The organism is Sphingomonas sediminicola, from assembly GCF_014489515.1.
GTDB lineage: Bacteria > Pseudomonadota > Alphaproteobacteria > Sphingomonadales > Sphingomonadaceae > Sphingomicrobium > Sphingomicrobium sediminicola.
Genome location: NZ_CP060782.1, coordinates 2,240,821 through 2,257,750, shown reverse-complemented (window position 1 = coordinate 2,257,750; position 16,930 = coordinate 2,240,821). Strand labels below are relative to the sequence as shown.

At 62.6% G+C, this 16,930-nt stretch carries 18 protein-coding genes and 1 tRNA gene; 17 read left to right on the top strand and 2 right to left on the bottom strand.

Going from position 1 to position 16,930, the window contains the following annotated elements; all coding sequences use genetic code 11:
• Nucleotides 1-3: 3 nt before the first annotated feature.
• From thiL to H9L14_RS12070, 15 genes are all read left to right on the top strand, one after another.
• Entirely contained in the window at nt 4-966 is a 963-nt protein-coding gene (gene thiL / locus H9L14_RS12140; protein WP_187708297.1) for a thiamine-phosphate kinase, read from the top strand.
• A gap of 159 nt (nt 967-1,125) precedes the next feature.
• Nucleotides 1,126-3,291 (top strand): sodium-translocating pyrophosphatase, encoded by a 2,166-nt coding sequence (locus tag H9L14_RS12135; protein WP_187708296.1) that lies wholly within the window; start codon nt 1,126-1,128, stop codon nt 3,289-3,291.
• Nucleotides 3,292-3,376: 85 nt separating this feature from the next.
• On the top strand, nt 3,377-4,348 hold the full coding sequence (locus H9L14_RS12130) for a quinone oxidoreductase family protein (RefSeq protein WP_187708295.1): 972 nt from the start codon (nt 3,377-3,379) through the stop codon (nt 4,346-4,348).
• A 73-nt stretch (nt 4,349-4,421) separates the two neighbouring features.
• Nucleotides 4,422-4,688, top strand: coding sequence for a translation initiation factor IF-1 (gene infA / locus H9L14_RS12125; protein WP_187708294.1), 267 nt, complete (start codon nt 4,422-4,424; stop codon nt 4,686-4,688).
• Nucleotides 4,679-5,224: a Maf family protein gene (locus H9L14_RS12120; protein ID WP_187708293.1), complete on the top strand. Its 546-nt coding sequence runs from the start codon at nt 4,679-4,681 to the stop codon at nt 5,222-5,224. The genes infA and H9L14_RS12120 overlap by 10 nt, the downstream gene beginning before the upstream one ends.
• A gap of 18 nt (nt 5,225-5,242) precedes the next feature.
• The gene (locus H9L14_RS12115; RefSeq protein ID WP_187708292.1) at nt 5,243-6,187 is read left to right on the top strand and encodes a ribonuclease; all 945 of its coding nucleotides are present in this window, start codon (nt 5,243-5,245) and stop codon (nt 6,185-6,187) included.
• Complete coding sequence (locus H9L14_RS12110) at nt 6,084-6,353, top strand: DNA gyrase inhibitor YacG (RefSeq protein ID WP_425506882.1); 270 nt, start codon at nt 6,084-6,086, stop codon at nt 6,351-6,353. The genes H9L14_RS12115 and H9L14_RS12110 overlap by 104 nt, the downstream gene beginning before the upstream one ends.
• Nucleotides 6,354-6,393: 40 nt before the next feature.
• Nucleotides 6,394-6,469 (top strand) — tRNA-Phe (locus tag H9L14_RS12105).
• Nucleotides 6,470-6,566: 97 nt separating this feature from the next.
• Entirely contained in the window at nt 6,567-7,337 is a 771-nt protein-coding gene (rfbF, locus tag H9L14_RS12100; RefSeq protein WP_187708290.1) for a glucose-1-phosphate cytidylyltransferase, read from the top strand.
• Nucleotides 7,334-8,416: a CDP-glucose 4,6-dehydratase gene (rfbG, locus tag H9L14_RS12095; protein ID WP_187708289.1), complete on the top strand. Its 1,083-nt coding sequence runs from the start codon at nt 7,334-7,336 to the stop codon at nt 8,414-8,416. The genes rfbF and rfbG overlap by 4 nt, the downstream gene beginning before the upstream one ends.
• Entirely contained in the window at nt 8,413-9,657 is a 1,245-nt protein-coding gene (locus H9L14_RS12090) for a DegT/DnrJ/EryC1/StrS family aminotransferase (protein WP_246444170.1), read from the top strand. The genes rfbG and H9L14_RS12090 overlap by 4 nt, the downstream gene beginning before the upstream one ends.
• A gap of 3 nt (nt 9,658-9,660) precedes the next feature.
• Nucleotides 9,661-9,798, top strand: coding sequence for a hypothetical protein (locus tag H9L14_RS12085; RefSeq protein ID WP_187708288.1), 138 nt, complete (start codon nt 9,661-9,663; stop codon nt 9,796-9,798).
• Nucleotides 9,799-9,854: 56 nt separating this feature from the next.
• Complete coding sequence (locus H9L14_RS12080) at nt 9,855-10,793, top strand: glycosyltransferase family 4 protein (protein WP_187708287.1); 939 nt, start codon at nt 9,855-9,857, stop codon at nt 10,791-10,793.
• Nucleotides 10,793-12,025 carry a class I SAM-dependent methyltransferase gene (locus tag H9L14_RS12075; protein ID WP_187708286.1) on the top strand — a complete coding sequence of 411 codons (1,233 nt, stop codon included), beginning with the start codon at nt 10,793-10,795 and terminating at the stop codon, nt 12,023-12,025. The genes H9L14_RS12080 and H9L14_RS12075 overlap by 1 nt, the downstream gene beginning before the upstream one ends.
• Before the next feature lie 42 nt (nt 12,026-12,067).
• A complete protein-coding gene (locus H9L14_RS12070; RefSeq protein ID WP_187708285.1) occupies nt 12,068-13,522 on the top strand; it encodes an MATE family efflux transporter in 1,455 nt (484 codons plus the stop codon).
• Nucleotides 13,523-13,538: 16 nt separating this feature from the next.
• Here the strand turns inward: H9L14_RS12070 and H9L14_RS12065 are convergent, their stop codons facing one another.
• Both H9L14_RS12065 and H9L14_RS12060 read right to left on the bottom strand, forming a co-directional pair.
• Nucleotides 13,539-14,141, bottom strand: coding sequence for an acyltransferase (locus H9L14_RS12065; protein WP_187708284.1), 603 nt, complete (start codon nt 14,139-14,141; stop codon nt 13,539-13,541).
• Nucleotides 14,138-15,091: an NAD-dependent epimerase/dehydratase family protein gene (locus H9L14_RS12060; RefSeq protein WP_187708283.1), complete on the bottom strand. Its 954-nt coding sequence runs from the start codon at nt 15,089-15,091 to the stop codon at nt 14,138-14,140. Before H9L14_RS12060 ends, H9L14_RS12065 begins: the two co-directional genes overlap by 4 nt.
• A 381-nt stretch (nt 15,092-15,472) precedes the next feature.
• Here H9L14_RS12060 and H9L14_RS15160 point away from each other — a divergent pair, with 381 nt between their 5' ends.
• Entirely contained in the window at nt 15,473-15,682 is a 210-nt protein-coding gene (locus H9L14_RS15160; protein ID WP_222949829.1) for a hypothetical protein, read from the top strand.
• A 107-nt stretch (nt 15,683-15,789) separates the two neighbouring features.
• Nucleotides 15,790-16,896 (top strand): hypothetical protein, encoded by a 1,107-nt coding sequence (locus H9L14_RS12050; protein ID WP_187708281.1) that lies wholly within the window; start codon nt 15,790-15,792, stop codon nt 16,894-16,896.
• The last annotated feature ends 34 nt before the right edge of the window (nt 16,897-16,930 follow it).

Genomic DNA, 16,930 nt, shown 5'->3' with positions numbered 1-16,930 from the left:
CGAGTGCGTGAATCCCAGGCGATCCAGCGCCTCCGGCGGATTGCGACCAGTCCCGCCGCCTTGGGACTCGCCGATGACACCGCCCTCCTGGATGGGTTGGTCCTGACCCACGACAGCATCGCCGAGGGCGTTCACTTCCTGCCCGCGGACCCGGCAGCGAGCGTTGGCTGGAAGCTGGTGACAGTGAACCTCTCGGACCTTGCGGCGAAGGGAGCGAGCCCCGCAGCGGCGCTCCTGTCGCTCGCCCTTTCGGGCGACGACGCGTGGGACATGAGCTTCCTCGATGGAATCGAGGCAGCTTGCGAAAGCTACGGGCTGGCGTTGGTCGGAGGCGATACGATCGCACTTCCAGCAGGAGCGCCGCGCGTATTCGGTCTTACCGCCATCGGCCGGGCTGGCGAGCGAGTACCCCTCAGGAAGGGCGGAAAGGACGGCGATGTCCTTTGGCTCATCGGCACGCTTGGAGATTCCGCCGCCGGACTGGAATTGCTTCGTGAAGACGGCGCGTCGACCGGTCCCCTGGTCGATATCTATCGCCGGCCCGTTCCTCTACTCGCGCCCGGTCAGGTTTTGGCACCACATGCGCATGCAATGATGGACGTGTCCGACGGACTGTTGCTCGATGCGATGCGTTTGGCCGAGGCGAGTGCGCTGAATGCCGAAATTGACCTCGACGCGATCCCGCTGTCGAAAGCATTCATCGCGGAGCGTGGCGAAAGCCTCGACGCTCGCCTGTTCGCCGCGACCGGAGGTGACGACTACGCGCTCCTCGTGGCAATGCCTCCGGACGTCGATCCGTTAAGTCTTTCTTTACCTCGCGGAACGACCATTGCCCGCATCGGGACTCTCGCCGCTGAAGGATCTCTTCTCTCTCTTTCAAGCGGCGGAAGTCCGGTACCGCTACCGGAGCATTTGGGTCATGAACATCGCGGCAATTCCCCTGCGCCAATGGGTGATCGCAGCTAGCGGGCTCATCTCTGGCGCCCTCACGGCACTGCTCCTTCACTAAGCCCTAAGCCGAACGCGGTTGCCAGCCGCGATTTCGGTCCATAAACACTCGCCCCGTTCGCCGTCTGCGTCCTGCAGGCGGTTCGGCATTGCCGCGAAAACGGGGAAGAATTTTCGATGAACCTCATTCTAATCGCGATCGGGTGCGGCCTCATTGCCGTGCTTTATGGCTTGTTCACGAGCCGCCAGGTGCTCAACGCGCCGGCGGGCAACCAGCGCATGATCGAAGTGGCCGGCGCCATCCAGGAAGGCGCCTCGGCCTACCTGCGCCGCCAGTACACGACGATCGGAATGGTCGGCGTTGCCGTAGCCATTCTCGTTGGAATTTTCCTCGGCCCGGTTCAGGCCGCGGGCTTTGTGCTCGGCTCCCTGCTGTCGGGTGCGGCTGGGTTCATCGGCATGAACATTTCTGTTCGAGCCAACGTGCGCACTGCGGAAGCGGCTCGCACGAGCCTGCAGGGCGGACTGACAATCGCGTTCCGCTCGGGCGCGATCACCGGCATGCTCGTGGCGGGCCTCGCTCTGCTCGCAATCTCAACCTTCTTCTACTACCTCGTCGACGTTCGTGGTCTCGCTCCGAACGACCGTGGGGTTACCGATGCGCTCGTTGCGCTGGCATTTGGGGCTTCGCTGATTTCGATCTTCGCACGTCTCGGCGGCGGCATCTTCACGAAGGCTGCCGACGTCGGCGCTGACCTCGTCGGCAAGGTCGAGGCCGGGATCCCGGAAGACGATCCCCGGAACCCAGCCGTGATCGCCGACAACGTTGGCGACAATGTCGGCGACTGCGCCGGTATGGCTGCCGACCTTTTCGAGACGTATGTCGTCACCGTCGGTGCGACGATGGTTCTTATCGCATTGCTGGTGGGCGGCACGCCGCTCCACGTCGGCGGGCTGATGACCCTTCCGCTGCTGATTGGAGGGGTTTGCATCATCACTTCGATCATCGGCACCTACTTCGTCCGGCTCGGCAAGAGCGGCTCGATCATGGGCGCGCTTTACAAGGGCTTCTGGGTCACCGCGCTGCTGTCGGTGCCTGCGATCTATTTCGTCACTCAGCTCGTCCTCGGCGACCTGAACGCGTCTGTCGGCGGCGAGCCTGCCGGCCTCGACGTTGGCGCACAGGCCAAGGTTGGTGAGTTCACCGGCGCCTTCACCGGCTGGGACTTGTTCTATTCGATGCTCGTCGGCCTCGCGGTGACGGGCCTGCTCGTGTGGATTACCGAATATTACACCGGCACGAGTTATCGTCCGGTGAAGAGCATCGCCAAGTCGTCGCAGACCGGCCACGGCACGAACGTCATCCAGGGTCTGGCAATCAGCCTTGAATCGACGGCGCTTCCGACGCTCGTCATCTGCGTCGGCATCATCGTGTCTTATCAGCTTGCAGGCCTGATCGGCATCGCCTTCGCGGCGACCGCCATGCTTGCGCTTGCCGGGATGGTGGTCGCGCTCGATGCCTATGGGCCGGTCACCGACAACGCCGGCGGTATCGCCGAGATGGCGGGCCTCGAGGATGACGTGCGCACACGCACCGACGCTCTCGACGCGGTCGGGAACACCACCAAGGCGGTGACCAAGGGCTATGCAATCGGCTCGGCGGGCCTCGGCGCGCTGGTTCTGTTCGCAGCCTACACGACCGACCTTCGCACCTTCGCGGGCGATCTCGGTGTGGCTTATGCGGACATCAACTTCACGCTCGCCAACCCGTACGTAATCGTTGGTCTCCTGCTGGGCGCGCTGCTTCCGTATCTGTTCGGCGCAATGGGCATGACTGCCGTCGGCCGTGCAGGCGGCGCAGTGGTCGAGGAAGTTCGTGGCCAGTTCCGTGACAATCCGGGCATCATGGAAGGCAGCGTCCGTCCGAACTACGCGCGCACAGTTGACCTGGTGACCCGCGCGGCGATCAAGGAAATGATCATCCCGTCGCTGCTCCCGGTGTTCACTCCAATCGTCGTTTTCTTCGTGATCCGCATGGTTGCGGGCACGGAGAATGCGTTCGCGTCGCTCGGCGCGGTCCTGATCGGCGTGATCGTGTCCGGCCTGTTCGTCGCCATCTCGATGACCTCGGGCGGCGGCGCTTGGGACAACGCCAAGAAGTACATCGAGGACGGCAATTACGGCGGTAAGGGCTCTGAAGCTCACAAGGCTGCCGTGACGGGTGACACCGTCGGCGATCCCTACAAGGACACCGCTGGCCCGGCCGTGAACCCGATGATCAAGATCACCAACATCGTCGCGCTGCTCCTGCTCGCGGCTCTGGCTGGTCACGGGGCCGGCTGAGCGCCGACCGGATCTGAAGAACGGCCCGCCCGGCACTGCCGCGGCGGGGCTTTTCTTTGTTCTCGAGCAGGCGCAGAGGCGCGCCATGGTTCACGCTATCCGGGTTCACGAGGCCGGCGGGCCTGAAGTCCTGCACTGGGAAGAGGTAGAGGTTGGCGATCCGGGACCGGGTCAGGTCCGGTTGCGCCAGCAAGCCGTCGGGCTGAACTACATCGACGTCTACCACCGCACCGGCCTGTATCCGCAGCAACTGCCCTTCACGCCTGGCACCGAGGGCGCGGGGACGGTTGAAGCAGTCGGGGAGAACGTAACCGGCCTCATGCCGGGTGATCGCGTCGCTTATGCCGGGCCGACCGGCGGCTATGCGGAAGAGCGGCTGATCGACGCCGAGCGCCTCGTGAAGTTGCCGGACGAAATTCCGTTCCAACAGGCTGCCGCGATGATGTTGCAGGGCATGACCGTCCGGATGCTCCTGCGCGGAGTCCATGCGGTCCAAACCGGCGAGACGATCCTCGTCCATGCGGCCGCTGGCGGCGTCGGCCTGATCATGTGCCAATGGGCCAGGGCCATCGGCGCGACGGTCATCGGCACAGTGTCGACCGACGAGAAGGCGGAGATGGCGCGTACACACGGCTGCGACCATCCGATCATTTACACGCGGCAGGATTTCGTCGCCGAGGTCGAGCGCATCACCGGCGGTGCGAAGCTGCCGGTCGTCTACGATTCAGTCGGCAAGGATACGTTTCTCAGGTCGCTCGATTGTCTGCACCCTCGCGGGCTGATGGTCAGCTACGGGAACGCTTCCGGGTCGCCGGACCCGATCCCGCCAAACCTGCTTGCGCAAAAAGGATCGCTGTTCCTGACACGGCCAACCCTGTTCCACTATATCGCCAAGCGCGAGGAGCTCGAGCAGTCGGCCAAAGAACTTTTCGACATGGTGCTGTCGGGCAAAGTGAAAATCGAGATCGGTCAAACCTTCCCGCTCAAGGATGCCGCCGAGGCGCATCGCGCTCTCGAAGCGCGCAAGACGACGGGTTCGACTGTTTTCACGGTCTGATGCACCACCTTCACTTTTGAAGTTTGCGCTAGTAAGGCTCCGCGACTTTTTACCGACCCGAAGAGGAAATCGTTTGGCTAAGGAAGAACTTCTCGAGATGCGCGGGCAGGTGGTCGAACTGCTGCCCAATGCGATGTTCCGCGTGCGGCTCGAGAACGGCCATGAGATCCTGGGGCATACCGCAGGCAAGATGCGTAAGAACCGCATCCGCGTGCTGACCGGTGACGAAGTGCTGGTCGAAATGACGCCGTACGACCTGACCAAGGGCCGGATCACTTATCGCTTCATGCCGGGCCGCAGCGGGCCTCCGCCCCGCCCTAGGGCGGCGGCATGCGTCTGATCCTCGCTTCCGCCAGCCCGCGCAGGCTCGACCTGCTTGCGCGCATCGGTGTGATTCCCGACGAGATCGTCCCCGCCGATATCGACGAGAGTGTCCCGGCGGGCGAGCTTCCGCGCGATCATGCCCTTCGCCTTGCGCGCGAGAAGGCCATGGCGATCGCCGCAGAGCATCCAAACGATCTGGTTCTGGCAGCCGACACCGTCGTTGCCGTGGGACGGCGCATTCTGCCCAAAGTGGAGGATGAGGCCACGCTTCGCGTTTGCATGCGATTGCTTTCCGGGCGCCGCCATCGGGTCCTGACAGGCATCGCGTTGGCGGCTCCGGGCCAACCGCTTCGTACACGGCTCGGCGAGACCATGATCGCGATGAAGCGGCTGTCGGACGATGAGATGGACTATTACGCCAGTCACGGCGAATGGCGCGGCAAGGCCGGGGGCTACGCCCTTCAGGGCTATGGCGAGGTGTACGTGCGCCAGATCGCCGGCAGCTATTCGAATGTGGTCGGCCTTCCCTTGCCGAGACACGTTTGCTGTTGAAGTCCGCGGGATATCCAATTGCCTGAATGGGTCGTCGAGCGCGGGATCGGTGAGACCCGCTCGGTACGCATCCATGCCGGTGAGATCGTCGAAGCGCGCGTCCTTCTCGAAGGTGTTGAGCCGGCCGGGGCAATTCTCGAGGGTCGGCTGATCGAGACGGGCTTCCCTGCCGTCGCGCAGGTGGGGTGTCAGCAATACCTCCTCCCCAAGGGCGCGCCTGGTGTTACCGAAGGCGCGCTCATTCGGATCGAGATCACGCGTGAGCGGATCCCAGGCATCGAACCATGGAAGAGGCCGCTGGCCCGGCTGACTGACGAACCACTACGTCCAGCACAGCCAATGGACGCTGAAGTCCTTCCGTTCCCGTCACCCGAGGATCGGCTCGAGCGAGCGGGATGGTCGGACCTGATCGAAGAGGCGCGAAGCGGCATCGTCCGGTTCGAAGGTGGTGAGCTTCGCATCTCACTGACGCCGGCAATGACGCTGATCGACGTCGATGGGCGTCTACCTCCGTTCGACCTTGCCGTCGCGTCCGCGGTTGCGGCGGCTCGTATGATCCTTCGGCACGGAATCGGCGGGTCGATTGGGATCGACCTTCCAACGATTGCTGGAAAAGACCAGCGACAAGCGGTTGGAGCCGCGATCGATGCGAACCTTCCGCTGCCGTTCGAGCGCACGGCGATGAATGGGTTCGGCTTCATTCAAATAGTTCGCGTGCGAGCGCGCGCGTCGACGTTCGAGCTGGCGTCCGACCGGGCTCCGTTTGAAGCGCGGGTGCTCCTTCGAAAAGTCGCGATGGATCGAACTGGGGCGACCTGCCTTGTCGCCCATCCGTCAATATCCGCCGTCTTCGAGCGCAATGTGGCCTGGATCGACGCCCTTGCGAGACAGATCGGCGGCGGGGTTACCTTGCGAAGCGACCAATCGCTCCCCATCCATGGCGGGTATGCGCAAAACGTCTGACTCCAAGTCCTGCCCGATTTGCCGGAAGCCACCGTCCGTCGAGCATGCTCCATTCTGCTCGCGCGGATGCAAGGACCGAGACCTCCTTCGATGGCTGGGCGGGGGCTATCGGATTCCCGGTCCCAAGGCCGATCCCGGGGTGGACAGTGAAGACCACGAAGGTTAGGGAGCGCGTCGCTTGGACGGGCGGCCCGCCGGTCACGAGAGCCCAGGTAGCTCAGTTGGTAGAGCACGTGACTGAAAATCACGGTGTCGGCGGTTCGATTCCGTCCCTGGGCACCACCCCCTGAAGCGTGTCGTAATGGGGCAATTGGGACACTAGCCTTCCCTTGCCGCCAATTTGGCATAAGCTGCCGGCTACGTCGCTGGCGGGGTTCCAATGAAAGTCGTCATTCTGGCAGGCGGGTATGGCACCCGCATCTCGGAAGAGACTGCCCAGAAACCGAAACCTATGGTCGAGATTGGCGAGCGGCCAATTCTCTACCATGTCATGTGCCATTACGCGGCGTTCGGTTTCAACGACTTCTACGTTGCCTGCGGTTACCGCGGTGAGGTCATCAAGAAGTACTTCGCCGACTTCTGCTATCACGCTCAGGACTTGATCGTTTCGCTGAAATCCGGCGACGTCGAGATGGTCGGCGGAGCACCGCCAGACTGGCGGGTCCATGCGATCGACACCGGGCGTGACGCGATGACTGGCGGCCGCCTCTTGGCGCTGCGTGATTATGTCGGCGACGGCCCGTTCATGTGCACCTATGGCGATGGTCTCAGCAGCGTCGCGCTCGACCAGTTGGTCGCCTTCCACCGGAGCCACGGAAAACTGGCAACCGTTACAGCCGTTCACCCGCCCGCGCGCTTTGGTCTGCTCAAGCTGGAAGGCGACCATGTTGCGGCATTCTCTGAAAAGCCGCAGACCGACACCGACTGGATCAACGGCGGCTTCTTCGTCTTCGAGCCGGAGATCCTCGATTATATCGAAGGCCCTGAAAGCTCGCTGGAAAGGGACGTGCTCGAGCGGATAGCCGCCGACGGCCAGCTGCAGGCCTTTCGTCATTCCGGTTTCTTCCAGCCGATGGACACGCTTCGCGAGAAGCAGCTGCTGGAGGAGCTGTGGCAGTCCGGCAATCCGCCCTGGGTCTGCAAGCCATGATCGCAGACGCTCTGAAGGCCTATTCCGGCAGGCGAGTCCTGGTCACCGGCCACACGGGCTTCAAGGGCGCATGGCTGTGCGCATGGCTGGAGCGCCTCGGCTCAAAGACGACGGGCTATGCCTTGCCGCCGGAAAGCCGAAGCTTGTTCCTCCAGGCGCGGATCTCCGACCGGATGCATTCTTTGGAAGGCGACGTCCGCGACCTTGCACATCTGCAGGCGGCTGTCCGGGAGGCCGAGCCCGAGATAGTCTTTCACATGGCCGCGCAATCCTTGGTCCGCCCATCCTACGACTTTCCGGTCGAGACCTTTGCGACGAACGTGATGGGAACCGCGCACCTGCTGGAAGCAATCCGTGGCTTCCCGTCGATCAAGGCGGTGGTGATCATCACCAGCGACAAATGCTATGAGAATGACGGACGCTCGACGCCGTTTAGCGAGACTGACCCGATGGGCGGTCACGATCCGTACAGCGCCTCGAAAGGTGCAGCCGAACTGGTGACTTCGGCCTACGCGCGTTCGTTCTTCGAAACCTCCCGCTGCACGGTCGCAAGCGGGCGCGCCGGCAATGTCATCGGTGGCGGCGACTGGGCCGTCGACCGGATAGTCCCCGACCTCGCCCGCGCGGCAGAGACGGGCGCGACTGCCGTCATTCGCCGTCCGGGAGCCGTCCGTCCCTGGCAGCACGTTCTGGAGCCGCTCGGCGGCTACCTCCTGCTTGGGCATCGCGCTGCGACGGAGGGTCACCGATTCTCCGGAGCATGGAATTTCGGTCCGTCTGAAGACGAGATTGTCCCGGTCCGCGAACTGGTCGAGCAGCTCCGCGGCCGCTGGCCAGAGCTGAAGGTCGCATATCAGTCCGAACAGACTGGGCCGCACGAGGCAGCCGTCCTGCGTCTCGACTGCACGAAAGCTCGCAACGAACTCGGGTGGCGGCCTGCACTAGGCCTGTCACGAGCGCTCGATATGACCGCCGAATGGTATCGCGAGGCAGCCGAAGGGTCGCCTGTCGCAGTCACCGACCAACAGATTGCAGCGTACGAACAGCTGCTCACCGAACAGGAGGAACGTTGCCAATGAGTTCGACGCGAGCTTCTGCGGCGACGGCAAGTCAGCCGGGCGGAGCGCCCGCCATTCGCGTCCCATACGGGCGGACCGTCCACGGCGAGGAGGAGATCGCGGCGGTCGTCGAAGTCCTGCGCACATCGACGCAGATGGGCGCGAACGTTCGGAAGATGGAAGCGTCGGTAGCGGCCCTGTTCGCCAAGGACCACGGGATCATGGTCAATTCGGGGTCCAGCGCAAACTACCTCGCGGTCGAGCTGCTCGGTCTCCCGGTCGGAGCCGAGGTAATCACGCCTGCACTGACCTTCGCGACAACGGTGGCGCCGATCGTAAAGAACGGCCTCGTGCCGGCCTTCGTCGACGTCGAACCGGATACTTTCAATGTCGACGTCGAGCAGGTCGAGGCGATGATCGGCCCGAATACCCGGGCCATGATGGTCCCATCGCTGATCGGAAACCTGCCTGACTGGGATCGCCTGGCCGAGCTCGCCGCCGCGCATGACCTGCTGGTCGTCGAGGATTCCGCCGATACGCTAGGAGCAACCCTGCGTGGGTCCAGCACGGGAACGCGGTCTCACATCAGCACGACGAGCTTCTATGGCTCGCACGTGATCAACTGCGCCGGCAATGGCGGAATGCTGTGCGTCAACAGGGACGACTGGGCCGAAGAGGCGAAGCTTCTGCGGAGTTGGGGACGAAGCTCGTCCTTGTTCGTGGATTCCGAGAATCCCGAGCATCGATTCGGGGTAACGCTCGAAGGCATTCCCTACGATGCAAAGTTCGTGTTCGAGCGGATTGGTTACAACCTGGAGCCGTCGGAGATCGGAGCTGCATTCGGGCTCGTCCAGCTTGGCCGGCTGCAGTCGAACATCGACGCCCGCGTCGCCAATTTCGACGCTCACCTCGCTTTCTTCTCCGACTATGCCGACTGGTTCACCCTTCCGCGGCAATGCGAGGACAGCCGCACGGGTTGGCTGGCTTTACCACTGATCCTGCGTGACGAGGCCCCGTTCACCCGGCGTCAATTGCAGACATATCTCGAGGGTTGTGGAATCCAGACGCGGACGGTCTTCACGGGCAATATCCTTCGCCAGCCGGGATATCGCGACATCGTTCGGCGTGAGGCTTCGGGCGGCTATCCCAATGCCGATCGGGTCATGCGAAGCGGCATGTTGGTCGCCTGCCATCACGGTCTGAGCGAGACCGATCTCGCCTACGTTCATGAGCGCTTTCGCGACTTTGCCGGGCAGTGGTAACCCATGCGCATTGCGTTCAACGGGCAGCGGCTCGCCGGCCAGCCATTCGGCGTCGGGCGCTACCTGGAATACATCCTTGGGTACTGGAACGAGCAGCTGGCTGACGGCGAGGAGCTGAGTCTCTTCGTTCGGCGGCCCTGAACGAGCGACTGGCGGGAGCCTGGCCACGCATCCGGACGGTCCTGCTTGAAAGCCGCATGCCGGGCTTGCCCTGGGAAACGCTGCGCCTCGGTCCCGCCGCCGCCGACCACGATGTGCTGTTTTGCCCGGCCTACTCGGCGCCGCTCGGCTATCGTGGACGGCTTGTTGTCGCGACGCACAGCGTCAACGAGACGGAGCCGGCTGCGCATAGCTGGCTTTACCGTCAGACTTACGCGCGGCTCTACAAGCACTGTGCCCGGCGCGCCGATGCAGTCATCGTTCCGGGTGAAAAAACGAGACGCGCTGTCGAAGAATATTATGGCGTTCCGAAAGATCGGCTTCACATCGTTCACCAGGGGGCGGACGAAGCCTTCCATCCGATGGACGACCAGCCCGGCCTGTTGTCGGCTACACGCAAGCGCTTCTTCGGTTCGGACCGGCCGTATTTGCTGTTCGTAGGCAAGGGATCGCCGCGACGGAATATCCCGATGCTGATCAAGGCATTCGCCCGCCTGCGGAAAGAAGGGAAGTGGCCGCACGGCCTGCTCCTGTTCGGGCCCTACAGGGGCGATGTCCCGCTCGAAAAGCTGATCCGCGACCTGGGTGTCGAAAACGACGTGGTCCAAACCGAAGGGGTCGTGGAACATCATTCGGACCTGGCGCCGATATATGCAGCCGCGGACATCTTCATTCACCCGTCGGAGAATGAAGGATGGTCGATGACCACGACCGAGGCGATGGCGGCAGGGACCGCAGTCATTGCTGCCAATCGCGGCGGTCTCGGCGAGGTTGCGGGCGGGTACGCCTACATGATCGAGCCCAGCGTCGACTCGCTGGTCGAAGCGATCCAGGCAGTGCTTTCGGATGACAATCTCCGCGCCGACCTACGCCGGAAGGCGCGCGAGCGGGGAGAAGCGCTCCGCTGGGAAAAGCTTGCTCAACAGACTTTGGACGTCGTCCGCGACGTCGGAAAACGATCGCAAAGGGGTCGCTGATGCTTGGAAAGACCGTTTGTCGCGCCTGCGACAGTACCAACATGTATTGCTTCCTCCCGATGGGCGACCATCCGGCGGCGAACGCCTTTGTCAGGCCTGAGAACCTCGACAAGCCGGACGTGCTGTTCCCGCTGGAAAGCCATGCCTGCCTGGATTGCGGCCTGATTCAGATCCCGGATCCGCTGCCGGCGGACTTCTACGTCGACTATGTCTACATGCCGTCGGCAACTACGACCATGCCGGCGCACTTCGCTGCGCTCGCGCACCAGTTCCGCGAGAAGTTGGTGACCGCGCCAGGCCAGCTTGTGGTCGACATCGGAAGCAATGACGGATTGCTTCTCGCCGCCTGCCTGGGCGAGGGCATGCGGGTTCTCGGCGTCGATCCGTCCGCGAACATTTCCCAATTCGCCCGCGATCGCGGGGTCGAGGTCTTCAACGAATATTTCACGGCGGAATCAGCCGTGCGCATCCGGGACCAGTACGGACCGGCGCGCGTGATCGTTTGCACGAACACGTTCAATCACATCGACAATCTAGACGACTTCATGGCTGGTGTGGCGACCCTGCTGGACCCCGAGGGAAGTTTCGTGCTGGAGCTGCCGCAGGCTCTCACCTGCATCGAGCTCAACGAGTTCGACACCGTCTATCACGAGCATCTGTCGACCTTTACGGCCGCTTCGCTTGTCGCACTTGGCAGGAAATTCGGGTTCAAGCTGGTCGAACTTGAGGAGCTGCCGATCCATGGTGGATCGATGCGCTGTACGCTCAGCCGAGTTGGTGAGCCCTCCGCTGCGGTCACCGCCTATCTCGAACGCGAGAAGGCAGCGGGTCTGTTCACGAAGGAGGCCTACGATCGCCATGTCGAGCGTGTCCACGCCATCCGTTCCGAGCTGATGAGCCTGCTCGAAAGGCTTAAGGGCGAGGGCCGTCGGCTTGCCGGCTATTCGGCGCCGGCGAAGGGCAACACGCTCCTCAACTATTTCCGCATCGGGCCGGACACGCTCGAGTGGATTGCTGACCGCAACGAGCTCAAGCAGGGGCGCTATACGCCCGGAATGCGGATTCCCGTCGTGTCACCGGATCGGATTGCGGCCGACCGACCCGATTTCCTGCTCATTCTCGCCTGGAACTTCAGGGACGAGATCGTGCAGCAGCAATCTGAATTCCTCGCCAAGGGCGGGAAATTCATCGTGCCGATCCCCCGTGTCGAAATCATCGGCAACGAAGGATAATTGTCTCGTCGCCAGTTTGCGTATGAAGGTGGCACGGCGATAATGTTCAGGACCATAGTCATCATCGGACTGCTTCAGGTCCTGACAATCCTTGTCCAGGTCGTCAGGGCCAAGGTGATTTCCGTTGATCTCGGCCCGGCCGGGCTCGGTTTGGTCGGCCTGACTGACCAGCTGATCATCCTTGTCGGCATGGTATTCGCGCTTAGCCTGCCGACCGTGGCGGTGCGGGTGATGTCCAGGTCGTACGGGCGTCCTGACTTCGCGCGTCAATATGCTGCCTTTCTGCAAGCAATCGTTGTCGCGTCGGTAATCGGATGCGGTGCCCTCGGCATCGCCCTACTTGCTCGCCCCGCGCTGTTCGGCCCGACGGTAGCAGCGTACTCACTCGAATTCGGAGTGGCGTTGGTCAACGCGCCGTTGTTCGCCCTCGGACTGTTTCTTCCGAATGTCCTGGCGGCGGGTTTGCGCCCGGTGGGCGCTGCCAGTCTTTCGTTCGCGATTGCCGCGATAACGACCGTTGCGGCCGGCATCGGACTGCTGTGGGGCGATATACTCGAGATCTATGTGGCTCAGGCCATCGCGATCGCCGTACTGATTGCTTGGGCGCTCATCTATTTCAAGCGGACCCTCCACCTGCCGGTTTTCGACAGGAATGCGAGCTTGATTGCCGAGATACGCGCGAGGCCGGACATCATTCCCACGGCCGTTGCGTTCTACGCGTCGCTAGTCGGCACTGCCTTTTCGCTGCTCGTCGTAAGATACGTGACTGCACATTCACTGGGGATCGAGACCGGCGGGTGGCTTCAGGCAATACTGAGCATGGTCCTCGCAGTGGGAGCGGTGATGGTCGCAATGGCGGCGCGATACCTCGGCCCACAGCTCAACCGGCCTTCGCCTATCGCCGATAAATTCGCCACGTTCGACCTGTTCCGCCGCCGCCAGCTCATGCTTCTGATCGCGATGTCCGTGCCACTGGTATTGTTCGCTAAATTCGCGCTGATCGTCCTGTTTTCATCCAAATTCATCGTGGCCGCCGGTTGGCTTCCTGCATTTCTCGTTTGGCAGTTGGTCATCATCCAGACGAACGTCCAAATGCAATTGCTGTTCGCGCTCGACGAGCTCTGGATCGTGACCGTCAAGTCGATTGCGGGATGCATTGTCTCGACACTGCTGTGCGTCGCCCTCATTCCGCATTTCGGCATGAACGGCGCCGCTGCAGCAATGCTCGCCGGGGCCATCGTGACATTCGCCCTGGGCGCGCAACGGCTGCATCGCCGTGGCTATGTGATGACCGGATCTTCGATACTGCTTGTCGGATACGCAGTCGCGGCACTGATGATCGCGCCCTATTTGGCGCAGGGCGAGGTCCTCGGCTCAATCCCGCTCAGAGTGGTCGCCTGCCTCGTTCTGATTGGGGGCTTGTGGCCATTCCTCACGCCTGATGAGAAGGTCTCGATCAGGCGCTTCGGCCGGCAGTCCGCGGCCCCTGTCGGCTGAGAGGCAATCGCCCGGTTTACTCAGCTCGCTCTTCGCCGACTGCCTTGATCTTGCGAGCCGGCACGCCGCCCCAGAGCTCCCCGGATGGAACATTACCCCGGACTACGCTGCCTGCGGCTATGACTGCATCGTCGCCAATCACGGTGCCGGGCAGGATTACACAGCCGGCGCCGATCCAGACATTGTTTCCGATCTCGATGCCAGATCGGCTTTCATCCCACCGAACATGGAAGCGAGGTTCGCCCGGCCGCAAAACGTGGTTCGCCGCAACAAGCACATTGTACTGCGCAATTCCTGTACCCGCGCCGATGCGGATCGTGCCGCCGGCCGCGCGCACATTGGAACCGACGCCGATGCTTGACCGGTCGCCGACGATCAGGCGTCCAGGCACGTCGCTAAATGGCGAGCGATGATACACCAGTATGACCGCATGCGGTCCGACCGTTACATCTTTCCCGAGCTCGATGGCGTCGAGATCGTGAAATCCGTAGTCCCAGATAGAGGTCGCATGTGCGTTGAGGGTCGAATGACGCGCGCGAACGCGATAGGCCGATATCGCCATGATCGCGCGTTGCCGCATCGGCGCGAACAGTGCGTGAAGGCCACTCGCAAGGCTCATGCCGCGCATCCTGCCGAAATTCTCGACCGGTGCCACTCGATCGTTTGAGCGAGGCCGCGGACTAGCGAGATCGTCGGCCTCCAGGCGAGAAGACGCTCTGCCTTCGACGCGTCGCCGCGAAGGTCGACGATGTCGTTCGGACGATCCGGAAGCTCGCCTAGCCTGAGGAGATGGGGGCGCCCCATCATGCGCCCAATCGTGAGAGCTATGGTACGGACCATTGGCGCCTTTCCGCTCGCGATATTGATCACTTCGCCTCCTGCATTGTCTGCGGTCGAAGCAGCCAGGATCGCCGTCACGAGATCGTCGATATGGAGCATGTCGCGCCGCTGTCGTCCTTCGCTCAATGGGAATGGCCGCTCCGCCAGCAGGGCCTCTATCAAAGCGGGGATCATGAAGTCGGTCGACTGGCCGCTCCCGTAGATCAGGGTTGGCCGCAGGGTCACGGCTTCGAAGGGAAGGGTAGGCTGGAGCGCCTCGAGCAGATGCGTTCCGGCCACCTGGCTGGCCGAATAGGCCGATCGCGGCATCTCTCGCTGCGTTTCGACAAACGGGGAAGGTCCGCTGCCATATTCTTCCAGGCCGCCGAGCCGGACCAGGCGGCGGATCGGTGCCCCGCTCGCGCAGGCGGCCTCCACCAAATTAATGAGACCGTCGACATTGACGCGAAAAGCCTCCCGGATCGGAGCCCAGCCTGACATGTGCCGGGCACGCGAAACCCCCGCGCAATGAATGATGCGATCGGGTCGAGCGCCTTTCAGACAAACTTCAAGTGCAGCCCTATCATGCAGATCGCCGGTCCATCGGCGAACTCCGCCAAGATCTTCCAGCCGCGGTGGAGTGGAATCCGGGCGAAGGAGCACATGAACCTCACGTCCTTCTGCCAGAAGGTGGCGTGTCACGTGGGATCCGATGAATCCACTCGCGCCAGTAACCAGGACGCGATTCATCGCGCGCGGCTTCGTGAATGGATTGGTCCGCGTCGAGACTTCGCCGGCATTGCTATTTTCCTGCCTCTGAGGGCGATTGGAACAGAGCAACCGGACGTTTCACTGTCAACGCGCGTCCCCCCGCGCCCTTCGGATTCCGCGCAAGTAGCTGGCTGAAGCGCTGCGTGGTTCGCAAGTCTCTCGAGGCTCTTCCCGCAAGTCCTGTTCCAATTTGAACCAAGGAAGCTGAGCCGGCTTGTCTCCAAATGCTTTCCGATAGAGCGGAGGTTGACGCCGTGGCGTGCTTATAGCTTGCTGTCGCATTCCGACGTCTTGGGAATTCAAGTGGATCGCATTCGGTCAAATCATGAGGTTTCAGGGCTTCGGAACGGTGCTGGGATCGTGCGTCTGGATCGAGACCTGGCCTGGCGAACCTTATTGTTCGCCGCGCTCCTTCTTTGGCCGCTCATCCTTTTCGGGCGCCCCGCCTACATCGCCGACAGCGCCGCTTACGTTAAGGGCGGCAAGGCATCCGTCGAATTCGTCATCGGCAAGGCGGATCTCATGGCTGGCCCCCATCCGGTCAAAGCAGGGGAGCAAATGAAGCCGTAGAGACGAGTTCGGTAGAGCGCGCACGCTCCGAAGCCGCGAGCGCCAGGGGCGTCCGATCGATCCCTTACAGCGTCCTGGCCTATCTCTTCAGCTGGCCAGCCTACACCATGATCGGCCTTGCCCTTTTCCAGACTGTGCTGGCCGCTTTCGCTTGCGCAGTCGTTGCTTCGAGCCTCGGCGTTGTTTCGAAGAAAGCCTATCTGATCCTCGGCATCACGCTGTCAGCTGCGTCGTCCCTCCCGATGTTCACTGCATTCGCATTGCCCGACGTTTTCGCCGGTATTGTCGCGGCCTGCCAGATCGTCCTGTTTACCGGTCTCGAGCGTCTCTCGCGGGGTGTTCGTTTCGCCCTGGCCGCAATCGCAAGCCTGGCCGTCGCAGTTCACGCGAGCATCGTTCCGCTGGCCCTGTGGCTATGCATCGCTGGGACGGGCGTCGCGCTTTGGCGCCGCAAATCCGAGCTGCGGCCGGCAATGCGACTGGCATGGCTTTGGGCGCCCCTCCTGGCTGGCGGGATCATCACGGTCGGCGCCGGCTTCGTCGCCTTCGGCGAAACGAGCGTCGTCGCGAAGCACTATCCCCACGCGCTGGCCCGGTCGGTCTCCGACGGACCGGCGCGCTGGTATCTGGAAAAGGAATGCCGGACCCCTCGGTATGCCGTGTGCGAGGTCTTCGGCACAAAGATCCCCACGACCGTGGGCGGATTCCTGTTCAACGATACCGGTCTCGACGGACGCGCAACCCCGGAACAGATGGACAGGATACGCGCCGAAGAGAGCGAAATCGTCTTCCGGGCCGCGCTCGCCTATCCTGGGACAGAGCTTGGGAACCTGGCGCAACACGTCGTGAAACAATCCGTCTGGTTCTGGGTGCGGCCAGCCCGGTACGGAGACCAGGTCCGTCCGGATTCATCGGGAAACCCCGATTTCGTGGAAATGGCCAACATCCCGTCCGCCACGATCTATGCCCTGAATGTGGCCATCTACGCCGTGATTGCACTTTGCACGGTCTGGATCGGCATCAATGCTCGACGCCTGACGCAATCTCAGTTGACGGCTATTTCGCTGATTATCTCGGTTCTCGCGGTCAACGCAGCTTTCTGTGTGTTGGCGTCTGGGTTGTCCGATCGATACCAGGCGCGCCTGGCGTGGATCTTCCCTCTGTTCGTCTTGAGTTACGTGCTGTCTCGGCATGACAAGGAGCGCAGCCTTTAGGGAAGGGCCGAGTGGGGCCATTGGCTCGTGGCGG